The sequence below is a fragment of the Sphingobium xanthum genome (assembly GCF_019737615.1).
GTDB classification, from domain to species: domain Bacteria; phylum Pseudomonadota; class Alphaproteobacteria; order Sphingomonadales; family Sphingomonadaceae; genus Sphingobium; species Sphingobium xanthum.
In genome coordinates this window covers 1-20459 of the sequence record NZ_JAHKKS010000017.1, presented here as the reverse complement: position 1 = coordinate 20459, position 20459 = coordinate 1, and the positions used below count along the sequence as shown (strand labels likewise).

15 protein-coding genes are annotated in these 20459 nt (G+C 62.5%); 9 read left to right on the top strand and 6 right to left on the bottom strand.

The window, feature by feature from the left end:
- Positions 1-214 precede the first annotated feature (214 nt).
- The 5 genes from rfbA to KM135_RS19115 all read left to right on the top strand — a co-directional run bounded on the left by rfbA (position 215) and on the right by KM135_RS19115 (position 6619).
- Positions 215-1093 carry a glucose-1-phosphate thymidylyltransferase RfbA gene (gene rfbA, locus KM135_RS19135; RefSeq protein ID WP_221715681.1) on the top strand — a complete coding sequence of 293 codons (879 nt, stop codon included), beginning with the start codon at positions 215-217 and terminating at the stop codon, positions 1091-1093.
- Positions 1090-1635, top strand: a complete 546-nt coding sequence (rfbC, locus tag KM135_RS19130) for a dTDP-4-dehydrorhamnose 3,5-epimerase (RefSeq protein ID WP_221715680.1) — start codon at positions 1090-1092, stop codon at positions 1633-1635. The genes rfbA and rfbC overlap by 4 nt, the downstream gene beginning before the upstream one ends.
- Positions 1632-2498 (top strand): dTDP-4-dehydrorhamnose reductase, encoded by an 867-nt coding sequence (gene rfbD / locus KM135_RS19125; protein WP_221715679.1) that lies wholly within the window; start codon positions 1632-1634, stop codon positions 2496-2498. The genes rfbC and rfbD overlap by 4 nt, the downstream gene beginning before the upstream one ends.
- Positions 2491-3561 carry a dTDP-glucose 4,6-dehydratase gene (rfbB, locus tag KM135_RS19120; RefSeq protein ID WP_221715678.1) on the top strand — a complete coding sequence of 357 codons (1071 nt, stop codon included), beginning with the start codon at positions 2491-2493 and terminating at the stop codon, positions 3559-3561. The genes rfbD and rfbB overlap by 8 nt, the downstream gene beginning before the upstream one ends.
- A gap of 166 nt (positions 3562-3727) precedes the next feature.
- The gene (locus tag KM135_RS19115) at positions 3728-6619 is read left to right on the top strand and encodes a TonB-dependent receptor domain-containing protein (protein WP_221715677.1); all 2892 of its coding nucleotides are present in this window, start codon (positions 3728-3730) and stop codon (positions 6617-6619) included.
- A 77-nt stretch (positions 6620-6696) separates the two neighbouring features.
- Here the strand turns inward: KM135_RS19115 and KM135_RS19110 are convergent, their stop codons facing one another.
- Genes KM135_RS19110 through KM135_RS19095 form a run of 4 tightly spaced genes read right to left on the bottom strand, consistent with a single transcriptional unit; the run spans position 6697 to position 10929 of the window.
- A complete protein-coding gene (locus tag KM135_RS19110) occupies positions 6697-7503 on the bottom strand; it encodes a CpsD/CapB family tyrosine-protein kinase (protein WP_221715676.1) in 807 nt (268 codons plus the stop codon).
- 26 nt (positions 7504-7529) lie between these two features.
- Complete coding sequence (locus tag KM135_RS19105; RefSeq protein WP_221715675.1) at positions 7530-9041, bottom strand: GumC family protein; 1512 nt, start codon at positions 9039-9041, stop codon at positions 7530-7532.
- Complete coding sequence (locus tag KM135_RS19100; protein WP_221715674.1) at positions 9038-10243, bottom strand: porin family protein; 1206 nt, start codon at positions 10241-10243, stop codon at positions 9038-9040. Before KM135_RS19100 ends, KM135_RS19105 begins: the two co-directional genes overlap by 4 nt.
- On the bottom strand, positions 10240-10929 hold the full coding sequence (locus tag KM135_RS19095) for a polysaccharide biosynthesis/export family protein (RefSeq protein WP_246606361.1): 690 nt from the start codon (positions 10927-10929) through the stop codon (positions 10240-10242). Before KM135_RS19095 ends, KM135_RS19100 begins: the two co-directional genes overlap by 4 nt.
- Before the next feature lie 215 nt (positions 10930-11144).
- Between KM135_RS19095 and KM135_RS19090 the strand changes: the two genes are divergently transcribed.
- The 3 genes from KM135_RS19090 (at position 11145) to KM135_RS19080 (ending at position 15724) form a co-directional block, all read left to right on the top strand.
- A complete protein-coding gene (locus tag KM135_RS19090) occupies positions 11145-12701 on the top strand; it encodes a tetratricopeptide repeat protein (protein WP_221715673.1) in 1557 nt (518 codons plus the stop codon).
- 27 nt (positions 12702-12728) lie between these two features.
- Positions 12729-14177, top strand: coding sequence for an undecaprenyl-phosphate glucose phosphotransferase (locus KM135_RS19085; protein ID WP_221715672.1), 1449 nt, complete (start codon positions 12729-12731; stop codon positions 14175-14177).
- Between the two features lie 194 nt (positions 14178-14371).
- Positions 14372-15724 (top strand): hypothetical protein, encoded by a 1353-nt coding sequence (locus tag KM135_RS19080; protein WP_221715671.1) that lies wholly within the window; start codon positions 14372-14374, stop codon positions 15722-15724.
- Between the two features lie 299 nt (positions 15725-16023).
- Here KM135_RS19080 and KM135_RS19075 read toward each other — a convergent pair whose 3' ends face one another.
- Positions 16024-16341, bottom strand: a complete 318-nt coding sequence (locus KM135_RS19075; protein ID WP_221715670.1) for a hypothetical protein — start codon at positions 16339-16341, stop codon at positions 16024-16026.
- Between KM135_RS19075 and KM135_RS19070 the strand changes: the two genes are divergently transcribed.
- Positions 16331-17836: a hypothetical protein gene (locus KM135_RS19070; RefSeq protein WP_221715669.1), complete on the top strand. Its 1506-nt coding sequence runs from the start codon at positions 16331-16333 to the stop codon at positions 17834-17836. The genes KM135_RS19075 and KM135_RS19070 overlap by 11 nt on opposite strands.
- Before the next feature lie 74 nt (positions 17837-17910).
- Here the strand turns inward: KM135_RS19070 and KM135_RS19065 are convergent, their stop codons facing one another.
- Positions 17911-20109, bottom strand: a complete 2199-nt coding sequence (locus tag KM135_RS19065) for a TonB-dependent receptor (protein WP_221715668.1) — start codon at positions 20107-20109, stop codon at positions 17911-17913.
- Positions 20110-20459 lie beyond the last annotated feature (350 nt).

The following is a 20459-nucleotide window of genomic DNA, read 5'->3' as shown; positions in this document are numbered from 1 at the left end:
GCCGTAAACCGCCAGTTTACCGGGTTCGGGGCCAAGCGCTAAATTTTATCACAGAAAAAGGAAAGGCGATTCACGATGTTTTTGGAAGCTATGGCTCACAATTACGTTAACAGGCGCGCTGAAACATCAAGTCGTCGGTCAAATGCTTGCAAAGCGGAGGCGAGGAGCTAGGGCTTGGTGACAGACCCCTGGTGTCCTGAGTGGGAGCGACACGTTGCGTAAAGGCATCATATTGGCCGGCGGTTCCGGGACGCGGTTGTATCCGCTGACCAAGGCGGTCTCCAAGCAGCTCATGCCGGTCTACGACAAGCCGATGATCTATTATCCCCTCTCGGTGCTCATCCTGGCGGGCATTCGCGAGATCATGATCATCACGACGCCGCAGGATCAGGCCGCTTTCCAGGCGTTGCTGGGCGATGGGTCGGACCTTGGCCTCACGCTGCATTATGCGGCCCAGCCCAAGCCCGAGGGTCTGGCGCAAGCCTATCATATCGGCGCCGATTTTGTCGGCACTGATCCCTCGGCACTGATCCTGGGCGACAATATCTTCTACGGTCATGGTCTGACCGAGCTGGTCGGGGCAGCTTCCGCGCGGGACAGCGGCGCAACCGTGTTCGGTTATTATGTCAAAGACCCGACCGCATATGGTGTGGTTTCCTTCGACAAGGACGGGCGGGCCGAGACGATCGAGGAAAAGCCCGCCCAGCCCAAGTCCCATTATGCTGTGACCGGTCTCTATTTCTATGATGGCAAGGCCGTCGAGCGCGCCGCGAATCTGGCGCCTTCGCCGCGCGGCGAGCTGGAGATAACCGATCTCAACCGTGTCTATCTCGAAGCGGGCGAGCTCAATGTCGAGCTGATGGGCCGGGGCTATGCCTGGCTGGATACCGGGACGCATGGCTCGCTGATCGACGCGGCCAATTATGTGCGTATCACCGAGGAGCGGCAGGGCCTCAAGATCTGCTGCCCGGAGGAGCTGTGCTGGCGCATGGGCTTCATCGATGACGCGCAGTTGCTGCGTGTTGCCGAGCCGCTGCGCAAGTCGGGCTATGGCGAGTATCTGCTGCAATTGCTGGAGCGCGGCGTCGCATGAATGTCGTCGAGACGGCGATTCCCGGAGTCTTGATATTGGAGCCGCGCGTCTTCGGGGACGATCGCGGCTTCTTCATGGAAAGTTGGAACCAGCGCACGTTCGAGGCGGTCGGGCTGAACATCGACTTCGTGCAGGACAACCACAGCCGTTCATCGCGCGGGGTGCTGCGCGGCCTGCATTATCAGTCGCCCGGCGCACAGGGAAAGCTGGTCCGCGTCACAGCCGGGGCGGTGTTCGACGTCGCGGTCGATATGCGGCGCTCTTCGCCGGCCTTCGGCAAGTGGGTCGGTGTCGAGCTGAGCGCAGCCAACAAGCGGATGCTCTGGGTGCCCGAGGGCATGGCGCATGGCTTCCTGTGTCTCGAGGACGGCACGGACTTTCTGTACAAGTGCCGGGGTTTCTACGATCCGGCCAACGAACACAGCCTGCTGTGGAATGATCCGGCGGTCGGCATAGACTGGCCGCTTGGCGACATCGTGCCCCAGCTCAACGGCAAGGATCAGCAGGGCAAGCTGCTCGCGGACGCGGTGACCTTTCCGTGAAGGTCGTGATCACCGGCGCCGGCGGCCAGCTTGGCCGGGCCTTGCAGGCGACTGCGCCGGCGGGCGTGAAGATCGTGCCGTTCGATCGTACGGGTCTCGACATCGGCGATGCGAGTGCGGTAGCGGCGACGATCGGCGACGCGGCCCCCGCTCTGGTCATCAACGCTGCTGCCTATACCGCAGTCGACAAGGCCGAGAGCGATGCCGAGACCGCGCAGCGGATCAACGGCGCGGCGCCCGGATATCTCGCGACGGCAGCCGCCGCGGCCGGTGCCCGCTTAGTCCACGTCTCGACCGATTTCGTGTTCGATGGGTCGTCCGGCCATCCCTATGCGCCTGATCATCCGACCGCGCCGCTCGGTGTCTATGGCGCGACGAAGCTTGCCGGCGAGCAGGCCGTGCAGGCCGCCTTGCCCGATGCGCTCATCCTGCGCACCGCCTGGGTCTATGGTGTCACCGGCCATGATTTCGTGCGCACGATGCTGCGCCTCATGGCCGAGCGCGATGAGGTGCGCGTCGTTGCCGATCAGATCGGCACGCCGACCTTCGCGGACGGGCTCGCCCGCGCCATCTGGGCGCTTGATGCCGCCGGTGCGCGCGGCATCCACCACTGGACGGACAGCGGAGCGGCGAGCTGGTACGACTTCGCCGTCGCGATCCAGGAGGATGCGGTGGCTCTCGGTCTGTTGTCCCGCAAGGTGCCCGTCATTCCGATTGCGACCAGCGACTATCCCACCCCCGCGCGGCGGCCGTCCTATTCGGTTCTGGACAAGGGCTCGGCGGTCGCGCTGATCGGGGCGCCCGCGCCGCACTGGCGCGTCCATCTTCGCGAGATGCTCGGAGTGATCAAGACGAATGGCTAATCTACTCGTCACCGGCGGTGCCGGCTTCATCGGCGCCAATTTCGTGCATTACTGGGCCGCGCATCATCCCGGCGATACCGTCACCGTGCTGGATGTGCTGACCTATGCCGGGAATCCCGCCAATCTCGACGGGCTGAACAGCGTCGATCTCGTCGTCGGCGACATCTGCGACACGGCTCTGGTCGAAAAGCTGCTGGCCGAGCGCAACATCGACAGAATTGTCCATTTCGCCGCCGAGAGCCATGTCGATCGCTCGATTACCGGCCCGGACGCCTTCGTCACGACCAATGTCATCGGCACGCACAGCCTGCTCAAGGCCGCCCGGAAACTCTGGCTCGACACTGGCACCGGCAAGCCGCACCGCTTCCATCATGTCTCGACCGACGAGGTCTATGGTTCGCTCGGCCCGGAAGATCCTGCGTTCAGTGAGACGACGCCCTATGCGCCCAACTCGCCTTATTCCGCGAGCAAGGCCGGCTCGGATCATCTCGTGCGCGCCTATCACCATACCTATGGGCTGGAGGTCACCACGAGCAATTGCTCGAACAATTACGGTCCCTATCAATTCCCCGAGAAGCTGATTCCGCTGTTTCTGCTGAACTGCCTGCATGGCCGCACCCTGCCCATCTATGGCGACGGCATGAACGTGCGCGACTGGCTGCATGTCGAGGATCATTGCCACGGCATCGAGAAGGTGCTGCAGGTCGGCCGGCCCGGCGAGACCTACAATATCGGCGGCGGACAGGAGTTGCCCAATCTCACGGTGATCGCGGAAATCTGCGCGACGGTCGATCGCGCCTTCATCGAGGATCCCGGCCTCGCCGCGCGCTTCCCCGATGCCCCTGCCGCCAAGGGCCAGCCCTCGGCCAGCCTGAAAACCTATGTAACCGATCGCGCCGGGCATGACCGGCGCTATGCAATCGACGAGACCAAGGCGCGGGAAGAGCTCGGCTATGCGCCGCGCCGCACCTTCGCCGAAGGCTTCGCGCAGACCCTCGCCTGGTATCTGGCCAATGAAGGCTGGTGGCGCGCCCTGATCGAGCGGGCCGGCATCGCGCGCTGACCGCGCGCGGCGCTCAAAACTAACGTCCCGATAGCGATCGCAAATCGCGACGTTCCGGCCACCGGAACTTCAGGATTTCCGGCGTGCCTTCCCCGAATGATCCGTCATAGCAGAACTCGTTACGATGTAACGACTGGCGAAACGATCAAAATTCAGGGGAGGTATCATGACGATTGCGGCATTGGCGCGTGGTGTTTCGGCGATTGCGATGGCGGGGCTGGCACTGGCCCATCCCTCCGTGGCGTTGTCGCAAGGAAACGAGGCGGATGCCGCGTCGGATGCGCCGTCGGGCGATGATGAGGGACCAGGCGAGATCATCGTCACCGGCTCGCGCCTCGGCCGCACGAGCTTCAATTCGCCAACGCCAGTCAATGTCGTCGGCCAGGAGCGCGTGCAGGATCTCAACATCACCAATGTCGGCGATGCGCTGAACCAGATCCCTTCGTTCCGTCCGCTCACCTCACCTTCGACCAATGCCTTCCGCGCGGGCACGAACATCGGCGGCCGAAGCCTCGATCTGCGCGGACTCGGCACGGCGCGGACGCTGACCCTGCTCGACGGGCGCCGCAATGTGCCAAGCGGTGACGAAAACACCTTCGACCTCAATTCCATCCCTTCCATCCTGATCCAGCGCACCGAAGTGGTGACGGGCGGCGCCTCGGCCGCCTATGGCGCGGACGCCGTTGCGGGCGTGGTCAACCTCATCCTCGATACGAAGCTTGAAGGCGCGAAAGGGGAACTCAGCTACGGGATCAGCGAACAGGGCGATGCGCGGCAGGTCTATGCCTCGTTCGCCGCGGGCACCGGCTTTGCGGGTGGGCGCGGCCATATCGTCGTAGGTGGCGAATATTCCGACGAGGACGGCACGGGCGATTATAGCGCGCGCGACTGGAGCAAGCGCTATCACAGCTTTATCCCCAATCCCTTCTTCAACACCAATCCGGCGCTCAGCAACGGACAGCCGGCCAATGTCGCGATCGACAATGTTCTCTATGTCCTCAATCCGGCGGGCCTGATCTCGGTGGTCCATCCGCTGCAGGGGATGCAGTTTGACGGCAACGGCAATCTGATCCCGTTCCAGTTCGGGGAGCTCTTCAATCGCGCACGGCCCAGCACGCTGATGGTCGGGGGCGACCCTAGCGTTCAGGACATCTATGGCTTCAACAACACGCCGCTCGTGGTGCCGACCAGCAACATGTCTGTGCTCGGCCATGCCGAATATGAGCTGACCGACACGATCACGGCCTCGGCTGAGGTGTCCTATGCCTATGTGATCGGCGGCCCGACTGGCGGTTCGACGCATACGGATCAGGCCGGTGCCCTGCGCATTCAGCGCGATAATGCCTATCTGAGCCCGGCCACGGCGGCGATGATGGACGCGGCGCAAGTGACCTTCCTGCCGATCAGTCGCGCGCACAGCGAACTCGGCAACGGGACGTACATGACCCGCAACCACACCTGGCGTGCCTTCTTCGCGCTCAAGGGTCAGGCATTCGGCGACTGGCGCTGGGACGCTTATTATCAGTTCGGCCAGACCAAGGGCACCCAGGAAGGCAGCAATCTGCGCATCAACCAGCGCTGGCGCGATGCAGTCGATGCCGTCTTTGCGCCGGCGGGCGTTGCCGGCATCGCACCGGGCACGATCATCTGCCGCACGACCATTGCCAATCCGACCAATGGCTGCGTGCCCACCAATATTATGGGTGCGGGCAAGATAAATGCGGGCACGGCCAACTGGGTGACCGGCGAGAGCTGGCAGACCCGCAAGTTCACGCAGCACAACATCGCCGCCAACCTGCGCGGCACCTTGCTGGAAGGCTGGGCGGGGCCGATCTCGGCGGCAGTGGGCATCGAATATCGCACAAATTCGTCGCGCGGCGATGCCGATGCGATGAGCCAGGCAAACGGGTTCAGCGCCATCTCGGCGAATGTCCTGCCCGCGATGACACAGCGCGTCACGGAAGGCTATGCCGAGGTCAATGTGCCGATCTTCAAGAACATGTCGTTCGGCCAATCTCTTGAGCTCGACGGCGCGATCCGGCGCACCCATTACAGCCTGTCCGGCGATGCCACGACGTGGAAGGTCGGGGCGGTCTATGAGCTCAATGACGACTATATGCTGCGCGTCACCCGGTCGCGCGACATTCGCGCGCCGTCGCCGCTGGAACTCAATCCCAATACCCGCCTGACCAACTCGACCTTGGCGGACCCCAAATACGGCATCCAGTATGTGATGCCTGCCACAGCGGGCGGCAATCCCAATCTGGAGCTGGAAAAGGGCAACACCTTCACGATCGGCGCGGTGTTCAAGCCGCACTGGCTACCCCGCTTCCGCCTGTCGCTCGACTATTACGACATCAAGGTTACCGGCGCGATCGACATCCTGACATCCACACTGGCCGTGACTCTGTGCCGCGCCACGAGCAATCCGGCGATCTGCACGATCGGCACGGATGCGAACGGCAATCCGGATCGCATCCTCCAGCTGTTCGCGACCTATCAGAACGTCAACGAGCTGAATGCCCGGGGGTGGGAACTGGTCTCGACCTATTCGCTGCCGGTCGCGGGCGGCGATCTCAACCTGACGCTCAACGGCAATTATGTCTCCACGCTCAAGACTTCGCTGCCGGACGGGTCGCGTCAGGAGTTTGCGGGCGTGACCGGCAATTCCGGCTCCGTCACGACCATCTTCGGCGTGCCCAGATGGCGCGTGGATGGCGTGGTGACCTTCGCTCGGCCGACCTGGTCTGTGACGACGCAATATCGCTACATTCCGCGCGGCATCCTCAACCGCAACTGGATCGGGCCGCAGGATGAGGGCTACAGCCCGTTCCTGCCCAACAGTGTCAGCAACAACCGCATCGGCTCACGTTTCTACATGAACCTGAATGCGCGTGTGAAGCTGCTTGGCGAGAGCGATCAGAAGGTCGAGCTGTTCGGCGGCATCAACAATCTCTTCGATCGTGATCCGCCGCCGAACCTGCGCTACACCGGCAACGGACTCTACTTCGATCCGATTGGCCGCACCTACAAGATCGGCGTTCGCGCCGCCTGGTAGGCAGGAGAAACTCCCACGGAAAAGGGCGGCCGATCCATCGATCGACCGCCCTTTTCTGATTTCGCGTTGCGCCGGACTCAGTCGCCTTTGCTGAAATAGTCCGTATATTTCCCGTAGGCACCGTAATTGTAGCCATAGGGATCGCCGACGCCGCCGTCGTAGCGATTGAGCACCGAGCCGATGCATTCGGACGGATCGAGCAGACGGATCGCGTCCATCACCTGCTTCTGGCTGTTGCGGCCCTGCTCGATGACCATGAGATAGGCATCGATCTGCGAGGCGACCACCATGGCATCGTCATTGGCGAAGACCGGCGGCATGTCGAACAGGATGAGGTGATCGCTCGGCAATGTGCGCAGCGAGGCGATGAACGCCGCAAAGCGATCGCTCGCGAGCAGCGGCATCGTCTCATAGTCACTGCTATAGCAAGGATAGAGCGCAAGATTGGTGCCCTCGACATGGCGACCGATGCGCTTGAGATCGTCCGTCTCGCCCGAGAGGAAGCGCTCCAGGCCGACCTCGCCCATCAGCCCGAAATTGGCCGCGAGCGACGCACGCCGCACGTCAAGGTCGAACACATGAATGAAATGGTTGGGAAGCCGGCTCAGCGTCGCGGCGAGGTTGGCCGTCAGGAACGACTTGCCCGCGCCGGGGGCTGGCGAGGTCACGCCGACCAGCTGGTGGCCGCGCGCCTTCATCCGCTTCACGAGCTGCGAGCGCAGCAGGCTGAACGGACGTGAGGAAAGATGGCGGCTGTTGAAGCCGACAACATGATTGCTCTCGAGAAGCTGCAAATCCGGCGCGAACAGAGTGAGTTCGCTCTGGTTCGGGATCTGGAAAGGCGCTGCCGTGACGGCCTTAGTCGGCGCAAGCTGTTCAGACACTGGTCAAACTCCTTCGGCGCGCTGCGCTATTTCTTCTTCCTGCCGACTGCCGCATCCTCGTCGTCGTCGTCGTCATCGTCGTCATCATCGCCGCCACCGAACGGCCAAAGTGACTTGATGCCTTTCCTCTGGCGCTCGCCCTTGCTCATGATCGTCGGGATCACGATGAGCGGAGCTTCACCCGTTGCGAGTGCGACGGCATTGGCGTCGCGGATCGGTTTCATGATGAGCTCGATCAGCAGGATAAGGGCAAGGCCGAGTCCAAGACCGGCGCCCGTGATCAGTGCGATGATAGCCGGGCGATTCGGCGACACCGGCTCATCCGGCACCGATGCGGCCTCGATCAGCGAGAGGCGCTCGCCCTGCTGCTCGTCCTCGGCCTTCTTGCCTGCGCGGGCGGCGAGCAGCTGGTTGGAGACGCGACGATACTGGTCGTTCAGATTGTCCAGCTTTTCCTGATACTGCGCAATTTCCTGCTGGATCACCGGCGCGGCGATCTGGGCGTTCGCGACGGCGCCTGCACGGCTCTCCGATGCGGCACGGGCCGCTTCGAGCTGCGCGAGACGGCGATTGTTGGTGGCGAGCTGCGTATCGATCGCCAGAGTCGGAATGCGCGCCTGATTGCTCTTGGCGAGCTCATGCGCCTGGGCGAGGCGCTGCTTGGCGAGAATGACATCGGGGTGCTTTTCCGAATAGGTCGCGAGCGCGGTAGCGAGATTGGCTTCCGCCTGCACGATGACCGGATCGCGCTCCGCGGCGGAGCGAGTCAGGTCCTTCTGGACCGACAGCTGGGCATTGGCGGCCTGAATAGACAAAATCTGCGCGTCGATGCTGGCCGTGCCGCCGCCTGCGGTGGCGAGGTTCGGCGACAGAGCGAGGCCGTTGCGCACCTTGATTTCGGAAATGACCTGCGCGAGCTGCGTGATCTGCGTCTGCAGTTCGGTTTGCTGGTCGGTCAGGAACTCGACAGTGCTGACCGCCTGCTGCGCGGTCTTGGTCGCATCGAGCTGAAGCACCTGCTCGGTGAGCGCCTGCGCCACGGCCTGCGCCTTCACCGGGTCGGAATACTGGAAACTCATGCCGAAGGCGATGGTGCTACGGCGGCCGGAACTCGTCGTCTGAATACCGGCAGACACAGGCGCGATCGAGATCGCCTCGCGCATCGTCGCGATCACTTCGGAAAGCGAACTCGAGCGTAGTTCCGCCGGATAGAGGCCGTTGCGCTCGATGAGCTGGATGAGCTGCGGCCGGCTCAGCATCTGCTGCCGGATACGCGCCATACGCTGGTCGAGTACTTCCTGGCCGCTCACGTCGGAGGCCACGTCTTCGGGCAACAGCGGTGCTTCCACCAGCAGCACCGCGCGCGACTCATATTTGGTCGGCAGCAGGAATGCGGTGGCGAGCGCAGCGATCAGTCCAAGCAAAGCGGGGATGATCAGCAGCCATTTGCGCTGCCAGATGATCGACGGCAGATAAGGGAGGAAATTGGCGGAGCCTGCTTCCTCGGCGACGTCGTAACGGACCTGAAGGTTGTTCATCCGATTTCACCCAGACTGTATCGAAGACCGATGGAAGCAAAGAAATTTCCGTCGCGCTGAACGGTCGAATTGTAGGACTGACTATATGCCAGAGAGGCCACGGCCGATAGTCTCTGTGTGATTCTGCGGCTGTAGTTGGTGCTGATCTGCGAATAGTCGTTCTTGAGATTGCCGACGCCGCTCAACGACTTGGCCTTCGAATAGGATGCCGAGACACCTATGTTGCTGGCTTCGCTGAGCCGGTAGCTATAGGTTCCGCTGATCGACGACACCGTCGATGTTCCGGAAAAGGACGACGGTGCGACACGCTGCGAGGCGGTGCCGCAGAAGCGCGTGCGATCGCCGGTATAGCAGATGCCGACCGAACCGGAGAATGATGTCGTCTTGTTGGTGCCGCCCGGAAATTCTGTTTCGCTGAAAGTCACGCCGGCAGCGGCATTGAGTGAGAAGCGCCCGGCAAGCGACGTGTTCAACGTCAGAGACGGCGAAATCTGCGTGCCGCCACTGAAGCCGCCACGCTCATATTCCGACTTGTTGACGTCGAACGCAGCGCCGATCGATGTTCCCGCACCGATCTGTCGCCGATAGGAAAGACCCGCGCCATAGCTGGCGAAGTCGCGCGAGGTGATGGCGCCGGCCCGCATTGGGTAGAGAACCTTCGATCCGCGGGCGGACACGCTGAAGCCGTCGCGCGGCGAAAGGGACACGCTCATTCCCACATTGCCGGAGAACGACTGGACGCGCTCGGCGAAGCTGGTGGCTGCGTCCGGGTCCACAATGATCGGTGCGTTCGGATCGTCGGTCGGCGGGCTCGTCGGATCGATGACGGGATAGAGGCCGTTCCGAACCTGGCTGGAATAGCTCGCTCCTGCGCTCATGGAGACGAGCGGACTGAGTTGCTGCTGCGCTGTGGTGGCGACCGTGAAGTCGGTCGTGCCGTTGTACAGCTTGAAATATTCCGTGTGGGTGACCGATCCGCGCAGGTTGATCGCACCCGTCGGCATCGTGATGAGGGCAATCGTGTTCAACGTGCCGCTGACCGTGCCGGAACCGGTGTTGCTTGCGGTCGAGCCGTACGGATTCGTCGCGATTCCGCTGTTGACGCCGACATTGGCGGTCACGCGCGTGTCGGCCATCGCGGCGCTGCTGGCGAGCAGCAACGCAACGCTTGCCGCGCGCCCGAGCAGCTTCACGTCAATCATGGAATGATCACCGTATCGCCGGTCTGCAGTTGCGGAATTGCGCGTGCCGCGGTGTCCGACAAATTGCCTTTCATGGCACCCCCGAGACGGAACTTGATTGCCGTCAGTTCGGAGCCATTCTTGCGGATGATCGTGATATTGTCGAGATTGGCGAATTCGTCCGGACCGCCGGCCATCGCGATTGCCTCGACAAGGTTCACATAACGCCCGGGCGTGAAGGTGCTCGGGCTGCGAACGCGGCCAATGACCGAGAAGAGAAAGCCGCTCGGAGATTGAACGGAAACCGTAACCTGCGGGGGCTCGCCGCGGTACTGGCCGGCCAGGCCGTTCGCAATCGCGGTCTCGATCTGCTCGGGCAGCATGCCGGCAGCCACGACGCGGCCGACCAGCGGGAACGCGAAAGTGCCGTCTGGCAACACGCGAATGCTGCGCTGCAAACGCTCCTCGCCCCAGACATAGACCTCGATCTGATCGCCCGGATTGACGGTATAGGCGCGAGGCGGCAGCTGGGCCGGATTGACCGGTGCCGCGGGAGCGGAGGCCGCTGGCGCTGCTTCCGCCGGAGCGGCGGTCTGGGCATCGGCGGTGGCGGAAAACGATACGAGCAAAGCTCCCATGAGCCATGTTTTCACGGTTGAATGCACGCGTGGAAATCCTCTTTGTTTGGCTTGGAGCACGGACTTCATATACCAAAACCCTATGTCGTCACTACGTAAAAGCGGGGTTAATGATGCACGAACCGTGGTTACTTTGATTGCTACCCCATCTGAAGCCTTGTAAGCGCGTCAGCTGTTCAGCGATTTCGAGGCAATGCGACATGAACGACTTCGATGGAGGGACTATTCGTCGCGATAAGCATTCGCGGGCGGACGGTGCGGCTTCTTTCGTCGATCCGGTGCCCATGCGCGCCAGGCGGTTGCTGCCGCTCGGCCTTCTCGCCTCTGCGCTGTTCGCGCTGGGCGCCTGTAGCGATCCCGACAAGCGCGCGGCGGAGCTGGCGCAGCAGGCCGACGCCTTCGCGCAAGCGGGAAATCTTTATGCTGCGCGGACTGCGATCTCCGAGGCTATTTCGCTGCGCGAGGACGAGCCCAATTTCCATCTGCTGCAAGGCGTCATCGCCATGCGCTCGTCCGATCTCGTCGGCGCCTATCGCGCCTTCAACCGGGCGCTCGAATTCGACGCCTCGAACCGTACCGCGCTGGCTTATGTAGCCAATATCGGTATCCAGATCGGCCAGTTGACCGAAGCCGAGGACGCCGCCGACAAGCTGCTCACCGTGGAGCCCAATGCCGTGGCCGCGATGCAGGTGAAAGGCATGATAGCTCTTTCGCGCGACAAGTTCGACCAGGCCACGGAGATCGGCGACAAGATCCTCGCGATCGATCCCAGGAACGAAGCGGGCTCGATCATCAAGGCACGGGCGCTCGCGAAGGCCGGCAAGCCCGAGGAAGCGCTCACGCTGATCGATACGGCGATGGGCGGCGCTAACCAATCGGCGGCGCTGCTCGCCAACAAGGTCAATATCTACCGCTATCTCGGCCAGGGCGAGCCGATGGTCGAGCCGCTTGGTGCGCTCGTGAGGCTCAGCAACGGCCTGCCGCGCATGAGGCTGGACCTCATCAATACGCTGTATCGCGTGGGACGGATCGAAGAGGCGCGGAAGGCCTCGCTTGAGCTGCTCGCCGCCGGATCGCGCGATCCGGAAGACTATCGCGTCCTGCAGCGCATCTGGTGGCAGTATGACAAGACCCCGGTCTCCAGCGAGACCGCGCCGGGCATCGCAAAGTGGAAGGAGCCGATCGCTGTCGTTGCGACGGCGCGCTATCTCATCTTGCGCGGTGATCTGGAGGCAGCGGCGGCCGTCATCCGCAACGCGCCGGCAAAGACCCAGCCGCTCCTCGCATCGCTGCGGACGCGGATCCTGGCCGATTCCAAGATGGAGGCAGAGGCGCGGAGACAGGTTGACGCACTGCTGACGGCCGATAATCACGATGTTGACGCCCTGATGTTGAGGGCACGGTTCGCCACGCAAGACAAGCAGTTCGAGCGCGCGCTGGAAGCGGCGCAACTCGCCCAGACCAACGACCCGCAAAATCCCGAGACATATGTGGTTCTCGCCGCTGTCTATCGAGCCCAGCGTGCCGACTTCCGTGCGCGGCAGGTTTACGAGGAGGGCCTGAAGACCATACCGCAGAATTTCTATCTGCTCGAAAGTTATACGCAATATCTTCATCAACTGGGCGATAAGAGCCGGGCGATATCGGCGGCACGGAATTTTGCGCGCAATGTTGCGTCGTCGCCCCGCGCTTGGGAGATTATGGGGGCACAATGCGAGTGGGCGCGCGATGCGGGCTGCATGCAGACTGCCTATGCAGGGTTTCAGGATGCGAAGAAGACCATATTCGTCGACGATCCGCCGGGCACGGCGCCCGATCGCAGCCTGTTCGGCCGCATCTGATTTCACCTCGATCGATTTCGGGACCCCATGAGCAACGGCAAGCCGCAGCACCGGAACAAATATGTCCGCTTTACCTCGAACGTGCTGCGTTCGGGCGGCATCATCAATGACGCCATCTGTTTTCTCGCCGCCTATCTGCTGACCGTCCTCGTCTACAAGGCCTGGTACGGCTATTATTACGACGTCCGGCTGCACTCGACCGCCGTGATCGTCATGGCGATCAACTTCTTCCTGATCCGAATCTCGCGCGATGCTTATTCGGCCTTCCGCGGGCAGGGCGACGATCTGGGCAGCGGGACCTTCATCGATTTCCTCGTCGCGGTGACGCTCACCGGCTTTACAGTGCTGCAATTCGGCGAGATCGGCGATCTCTCGCGGCGCTTCACGCTGATCTTCCTCACCATCTGCTTCGTCCTGCTGATCTTCACGCGGCTCGCTTTCCGGCGGATCGTCTGGATCAGCATGCGGCAGGGCATCATCGGACAGCGCGTCGCGATCTATGGCGCGGATCGCGATGTCACGAGCCGACTGCTCGAATTGCTCGAGATCGAGCGATTGCCCCATATCAACATCATCGGCTTCGCCGACGATCGCAAGACGCGCGTGGAGACCGGCATGATCGGTCGCTTCCCTTATCTGGGCGGCTTCGAAGAGCTGCTGGAACTGGCGCGGCGCGGCATGCTCGATCAGCTCATCGTCGCCTTGCCGCTGGTTAAGCAGGAACGGCTCGACCGCATCATCGAGGAACTGTCACGCGGCGCGATCGATATCTGCATCATGCCACGCGAGTTCCTTGTGCTGCGTGATCGCTACAGGGTGAATTATATCGGCTCGTTGCCGGTGCTGAGCGTCTGGCAGCAGCCGGTGCGCGATTTCGACGGTATCCTGAAGGAAATCCAGGATCGCTCCCTCGCGCTCCTGGGGTTGATCGCGCTGTCGCCTCTGCTGCTGGCCACGTGCCTCGCGATCAAGCTGGAAAGCAGGGGGCCGATTCTGTTCCGACAGAAGCGCCTCGGCTTCAACAATCTCGAGATCGAAGTACTGAAATTCCGCTCGATGTACACGGATCGGCAGGATGAGAGTGGCGAGGAGCGCACGCGCAAGGGCGACACCCGCGTGACGCGGGTCGGTCGCCTCATTCGCCGTACCAGCATCGACGAACTACAGCAGCTATGGAACGTTCTGCGCGGCGAGATGTCGCTCGTAGGGCCGCGGCCGCACGCGCTCGCGATGAAAGTCGGCGACGCTTATTATCACGACGCCGTGCGCGGCTATGGCGCGCGTCACCGCGTGAAGCCGGGCATCACCGGTCTCGCGCAAGTGCGTGGTCTGCGTGGCGAGATCGATACGATCGAGCGCGCCAAGCAGCGCGTCGAATATGACATCTATTATATCGAGAACTGGTCGCCGCTGCTCGACATGCGGATCATTCTCGAGACCCTGTTCAAGCTGGTCTGGGACCGCAATGCCTATTAAGGCCAGCGTCGTGCCTGTACCATCGACCCTTGACCTGCGCTGTCGCTTCTTGGCAGAAAAACGGGTCTCGATCGACGGGGCGATCAACTGTCGCGTTCCCTGACCTGTCAAGGTAGCGCGAGGAGGAGCAAGCCGTGCAGACGATAGCCTATGGTGCGCTGCTCTTGTGGCCCGTGGTCGCGCTCGGCCTTTTCATGCTGCTGCCGGCCGGCCGCGCGACGATCTGGACGTTGCTCGCGGGCTATCTCCTGCTGCCGATTTCAACTGCTTTCGACTATTCCGGCGTTCCGGCGCTGGACAAATCGTCGATTCCCAGTCTGGTGGCGCTCTTCCTGGCGTTGCTCGTGGCGCGCAAGGGCGAGTTTCGTTGGCCACGCAGCAAGACAGTCAATCTGTTCATGCTGCTCTACTGTCTCGTACCTTTCTTCACCGGCATCAACAATTCCGATCCCATCGTGATCGGTTCCGTTACCCTCCCGGCGCTGGGCTTTTGGGAAGGGCTTTCCAATGCGGTCGGCAATGCCATTGAGATCATTCCCTTCGTGCTCGGCGCGGCGCTGCTGAGCAACGACCGCGCACACCGGGAATTGTTGTGGGCGTTCGTGGTCGCAGGGCTGGCCTATTCCTTACCGATTTTGTTCGAGCTGCGGATGAGTCCCATCCTGCAAGGCAAGATCTACGGCGTCAGCCAGATCGGCTATTTTCTTCAGCAGATGCGCGGCGGCGGTTTTCGGTCGATGGTCTTCCTTGGCCACGGGCTGCTCGTATCGACATTCCTGGCAATGGCGCTGATCGCCGCGATCGGCCTCTGGCGGATGCGGGTCACGCTATTCAGCCTGCCGATGATCCTCTTCGTTCTCTATCTGGCCGGGGTGCTGGTCCTCAACAAGTCGGTGGCAGCCGTGGCGCTTGTCGTCCTGCTTGCACCGGCGCTCATCTTCCTGCGCTCGCGGCAGTTCATCTCGATCGCTTTCGCACTATCGCTGGTCATCATCAGCTATCCGTTGGTGCGAAGCGCGAATATCCTGCCGCTCCAGAGCGTCGCGGAGTCGATCCGGCCGTTCGCACCTGACCGCGCCGAATCGATGCGCTTCCGTCTCGACAATGAAGATCTCTTGCTCAACCGCGCATCGCAAAAACCGTTCTTCGGATGGGGGAGTTACGGGCGCAACCGTGTGATCGTTGTCACGACCTGGGGTGCGACGACCGACGTGAGCGTCACCGACGGAACGTGGGTCATCATGATCGGCATCTATGGCTGGTTGGGCTACCTCACCTGCTTCGGTCTGTTAACATATCCCTTCTGGCACGCATTCCGCATGCGGAAGATGGGTTTGCCCGTGGCGACAGTGTCTCTTGCCGCGATGCTTATATTGAATCTCCTCGACCTGGTTCCGAACTCGTCCCTGCGTCCGATCACCTGGCTGATCGCCGGCGCGCTTGCGGGCATGTCGGCCGCCAGTTTGCGCCTCGCGCCGAGGCCGCGACGGGGCGTGCCGGGTGCGCGGCAGGTTCCATCCTTTCACGAGCCAGCCGCTCAGACCTAACATTCCGGCGTCTAAAGCCCTTTTTTCGCGATCGACCGTTAGGCCTGCTCGCCGCCCGTCCCGTCGCGCGGCGATTTCTGATGCCGTCCCGGGACGTCAAGCATCGCCGCGGGAGCGCTCTAAAAGAATGGAAGAGCCCGCAAAGGGGTCAGTCTAATCGGCAACAGCCGAGGGCCGAATTTTCAGGCACGCGCAGGCGTGCCGCCGTTCGTCTGAGCCTCCCAGGGTCGGGAGCAAAAACCGTGAACATGGTTAACATGACGTTTTCTAACCTCAGAAATCCTTACTTTCTGAGTGACCTATATCTCCTGCCCCAGGATCAACACAGGCCTGTCCGGGGCCTCGGCGGGAGCCAAGAAAAATATGAAGCGGGTTGTACAGAGCGGAAAACGCTCATCCAAGAAGCGCACCCTGGGTGCATTGGCAGCAAGTTCGACGGGTTTCCTCACCACCATGGCGCTTGCCGCCACCGCGTCGGTCGGCGTAGTGATCGCCACCGACACAGGGACGGTGGATGACTCGACGGTGAAGTGGCTCGAACCCATCGTATCGGCAATCAGCGTCACGACGCTCTCGTCCTCCACGACGACCAGCAACACGACGTCGATGTCGACCATCCTGGCGCAGTCCGTCTTGGTCGCGAACAAGCCGGCGGACGCCGAGATAGGCGCGATGGCCGGCGTGCCCGCGATGAAGCTCGGTACCAATCTTGCCGGCCCGGAATATTGGGCGTCCACGCGCATCTTCTCGAACCTGATGGCGGGCAGCATCTGGACGCTGATCAATACCAGCGGCACCTATGTGTCGATGCCCGGCTCGAAGCTGGATGCAAACAAGAATGTCGTGGGTTTGCTCACCGGCGAGGGCGTTGCCCGGCAGTTGAACATGCCGACCGCAGCCTATCGCGGCGCATCGGTCGATGTCGTCTGCAAGTGGCAGGGCAGCGCGACGGTCACGATGATCGGCAATGTCGTCAAGAACATGCGCATGGGCACCAAGACGCTCAGCTTCACGTTCGTGCCGAGCGGCTCCACGTCTGCCACGATGATTCTCAAGAACATCCCGGCGGCCGACCCCATCCGCGGTATCGATTGCCGCGAGAAGAGCGCGGATCCGAACGCTCTGTTCGATCCCACCTATCTTGAGGAAGTGAAACGCTACAACACGATCCGCCTCGTGAAGTGGAATCGTGCCGTGGAAGCCAACACGACCCTCACCTGGGACAAGCGCATCAAGCCCGGCGACGGCGTCTTCAACGGATCCCAGGGCATCGCGATCGAGTATATGGTCGCGCTGGCCAATCAGACGAAGACCAATCTCTGGATCAATATGCCGTGGAATGCGGATGAGGATTATCTCCGTCGCACGGCAGAGTATGTGCGCGACAATCTCGATCCCGCCCTCAAGGTCTATGTCGAGAACTCGAACGAGGTCTGGAACTACACCTATGCCGTGACCACCCAGGCGCGTGACGAATCAAAGGCGTCCGGCTGGGGTGGAAACGAGTTGCAGGGTATCCTGCGTCGTTACGCCGAAAAAACCGGGGAGGTCATGGATGTCTGGGCGTCGGTCTACCAGGGCCAGATGTCCCGCCTTGTCCGCGTTGCCGCAACCACCCACAATCCCTGGGCCGTCGGCATCATCCTGAACTACGGCCAGACGGCAACGAAGATCGATGCGGTCGCGACCGCTCCCTATTTCGATGCCAACCTGAAGAAGGGCCTGCTGTCTTCGCCCGAGATCGTGGACCGGTTCTTCACGAACATGGGTCCGAAGATCGACACCTATCTGGCGACGGCCAAGCAGATCAAGGACCTCGCGGTGGCCAAGAACCTGCGCTATGTCACCTATGAGGGTGGCCAGCACGTCATGAGCCCCGACGATCTGGCGCAGCAGAAGCTGGTCCAGCGCGATCCGCGGATGGGCAAGCTCTACACGCGCTATCTGACGACCTGGAAGAACACGATCGGCGATCTCAACATCATCTTCGTCGATTATAGCCCCATCAACCAATATGGCGCCTGGGGTATCCGGGAATATCCTACTCAGCCGCTGAGCGAGGCACCCAAGGCTCAGGCAATTGAGTTGTTCCGCCAGTCCTATCTGCGCTGAACATAGGTCTGGAAACGTCGAAGGCCCGCGCTCGCGCGGGCCTTCTCTTTTTTGTGCCGTTTCCCGGTCAGCGCCTAGAATTTCAGGCTCGCGCTGATCCGGATGTCCCTTCCGGGCAGGGGAGCGTAATCCTTGAGGAGGCTTGCGTGTCGCCGCGCCACGACGTCGAAGATGTTGTTTGCGCTGAGCGTCAGCGATAGCCGGTTCGAGAGCATCGTCGGCGTCCACCCGAGCGAGGCATTGACGAGCGTAAAGGCCGGCGTCGCCGTCTCGGTGCCGCTCACCCGATCCTGCTTGAAGGCATGCTCCGCCTCCAGGCGGGCGTTCCACCGGGCGGCATCGAGCGCGACGCCACCCAGCACGCGCAGCGGCGGAATGCGCGGCACCGGCGTGCCATCCCCCAGCGTCGCGCGCGTCATGTCGACAAGGCCGTCGAACTTGAGCTCGGCCGGGCCGATACGCGCTGCGGTCCAGTCGGCCTGCACTTCGGCGCCATAATATTCCGCGCCCTGCTGCCGATAGGCGAAGCAGGGAAATTCGAGCTCCGTCGCCCCATTCGCGGCCAGGCAAACAGCGTCGTCGACGATGCTGTCGTAAATGAAGCGGTCGAACTTGTTGTAGAAGGCCGAGACCGTCAGGTGGAAATCGCGCCCGCGCCCATGCAACGCGCCCTCGACACCCCAGCCGCGCTCGGTGCGGAACGTGGGATCGCCCAGCTCGAAGGCCTGCGTGCCGGCATGATTGCCGCGCGCGAACAGCTCGTCCGCGGTGGGCGCCCGCTCGATCCGCGCCAGATTGAGGCCGATGCGCCAGTCAGGCACGATCGCATAGCTCGCGCCCAACGAAGCGGAGAAAGTGTTGAACGTCCGGTCGATGAACGGCGAGCCCAGATCGTCGTCCGCTGCCGCCTCGATCCGGTTATGCTCGTAGCGCGCTCCGGCTTCGAGCCGCAGGTCGCCGAGATCGACGGACTGCAGCGTGAACAGGCCGACAGTTGCATTCTGGATCGCGGGCAGGAACTTCTCCTCGCCCTCGATATGGCTGGAGCGCAGCAGCAATTGCGCGCCGATCGCGCCGTCCCAGCCGCCGCGCCGGGTCTGGACCAGCTCGAGACGGGATTCGAGACCCTCGGCGAAGAAGCGCGTGTGGACCTCGCCATCCTGCGCACCCACTTCGGCATGCTGATAGTCCGCCCAGCCCGCACGTACCCGGATCTGGTCGAGAAACGCGCCTTCGACCGGCACCACCGCGCGCAGGTCCGCGCGCGTCTGGTCCATGACGATGCGGACTTCCTCGGCACCTTCGCCATGGTCGTGCTCGCCGGCCTCCTCGGCCTCATGATCATGCTCGTCTTCGCTCGTCACGTAACGGATGGGAATGCCGTAGTCATTGTGCGACTTGCCGAGCGAGAAGCCGATCGATCCGCCGTCGCTGCCGACATAAGTGAGGCCTCCGGCATAGCTCCAGGCTTCCATCGAACTGTTGGGCAGGCGTCCGGACAGATCGGCCAGCGCGCGGATGTCCGCCTCGTCGCTGGCAAGGGCCTCGGCACGCGGCTTGGCACCCAGGATCGGCCCGCCGGTGCGCAGGTCGCCGGCCTTGAGCCAGCTTCCGTCGAGATGCAGGATCAGCCCGCCGGCTAGCGCGACATCGGTCTTGCCCGCGAGCGAGCGCTCTTCTGCCGCGCTGCCATAAGTGCCGGTGAGGTTGAGGTCGAAGCCATTGGGCGGCAGGCGCGAGGGGATGCGACTGTCGATCACGTTGACCACGCCGCCGATCGCCGACGAGCCATAGAGCAGAGCTGCCGGGCCATGCAGCACCTCGATCCGCTCGGCGAGCAGGGGATTGATCGCCACGGCGTGATCGACCGAGGTGGCGGAGGCATCGAAGCTGCCGATGCCGTCGGTGAGCAGGCGGATGCGGTCGCCGGAGAAGCCGCGCAGGATCGGCCGCGAGGCGCCGGGACCGAACGATGTGGCGCTGACGCCGGGCTGGCGGGAGAGCGTCTCACCCAGGCTCGGCCGCAGATCGCGGACGAGATCGGCGCTGGTGAGGACAGAGGTGCCGCCGAGAATGTCGATATGCGAGCGCGGGATGATCGCGGTGATGACGATGTCTTCGGGATGATCGGCATCATGGCCGTGCGCCGCGCCGCGATCCGGCGGGGGCTCGCTTTGCGACTGGGCAGCGGCTGGTGCGGCCGAAGCGGCAAGGAAAATGGCGGGCAGGGCGGCGGAGCGCAGGAAGTGCGCAGTCGAGAGTGTGGATATCATGATGATATAACGTAACGATACAATGTAACTGTGCAAGTGCAAAAAATTGCAACTCGTCGATGTCGGGAAACGGGCGGGCGACGAAGAACCCTGCGCCGCCGCTTGGGCGTGCAAAAAAGAGGGACGCTCAAGGCGCGTGAGCAAAATCGGAACGACTGGTTGCGGCGCCGTTGCGGACATTACGCTAGGGGCCATTACCTCGGATTTCGAGACAGAGGCTCGCTAGGGTTCGGACCCAATAACTGGATTCCCACGTTGCTCGGATTGTGATTCAGTGTCTTGGCGAGGAGGCGCTGAGATGTCTGATTTCTTTTGGTTTTCCGATGCGCAGTGGTCTCGGATTGAGCCGC

Bases quoted from the DNA above. Each gene is read 5' to 3' on its own strand.
- KM135_RS19070 (WP_221715669.1), top strand. From the start codon at position 16,331: ATGTCGACCATCCTGGCGCAGTCCGTCTTGGTCGCGAACAAGCCGGCG.
- KM135_RS19080 (WP_221715671.1), top strand. From the start codon at position 14,372: ATGCTGCTGCCGGCCGGCCGCGCGACGATCTGGACGTTGCTCGCGGGC.
- KM135_RS19115 (WP_221715677.1), top strand. From the start codon at position 3,728: ATGACGATTGCGGCATTGGCGCGTGGTGTTTCGGCGATTGCGATGGCG.
- KM135_RS19105 (WP_221715675.1), bottom strand. From the start codon at position 9,041: ATGAACAACCTTCAGGTCCGTTACGACGTCGCCGAGGAAGCAGGCTCC.
- KM135_RS19090 (WP_221715673.1), top strand. From the start codon at position 11,145: ATGCGCGCCAGGCGGTTGCTGCCGCTCGGCCTTCTCGCCTCTGCGCTG.
- KM135_RS19065 (WP_221715668.1), bottom strand. From the start codon at position 20,109: ATGATATCCACACTCTCGACTGCGCACTTCCTGCGCTCCGCCGCCCTG.
- KM135_RS19085 (WP_221715672.1), top strand. From the start codon at position 12,729: ATGAGCAACGGCAAGCCGCAGCACCGGAACAAATATGTCCGCTTTACC.
- KM135_RS19095 (WP_246606361.1), bottom strand. From the start codon at position 10,929: ATGAAGTCCGTGCTCCAAGCCAAACAAAGAGGATTTCCACGCGTGCAT.
- rfbC (WP_221715680.1), top strand. From the start codon at position 1,090: ATGAATGTCGTCGAGACGGCGATTCCCGGAGTCTTGATATTGGAGCCG.
- KM135_RS19100 (WP_221715674.1), bottom strand. From the start codon at position 10,243: ATGATTGACGTGAAGCTGCTCGGGCGCGCGGCAAGCGTTGCGTTGCTG.
- KM135_RS19075 (WP_221715670.1), bottom strand. From the start codon at position 16,341: ATGGTCGACATCGACGTCGTGTTGCTGGTCGTCGTGGAGGACGAGAGC.
- rfbB (WP_221715678.1), top strand. From the start codon at position 2,491: ATGGCTAATCTACTCGTCACCGGCGGTGCCGGCTTCATCGGCGCCAAT.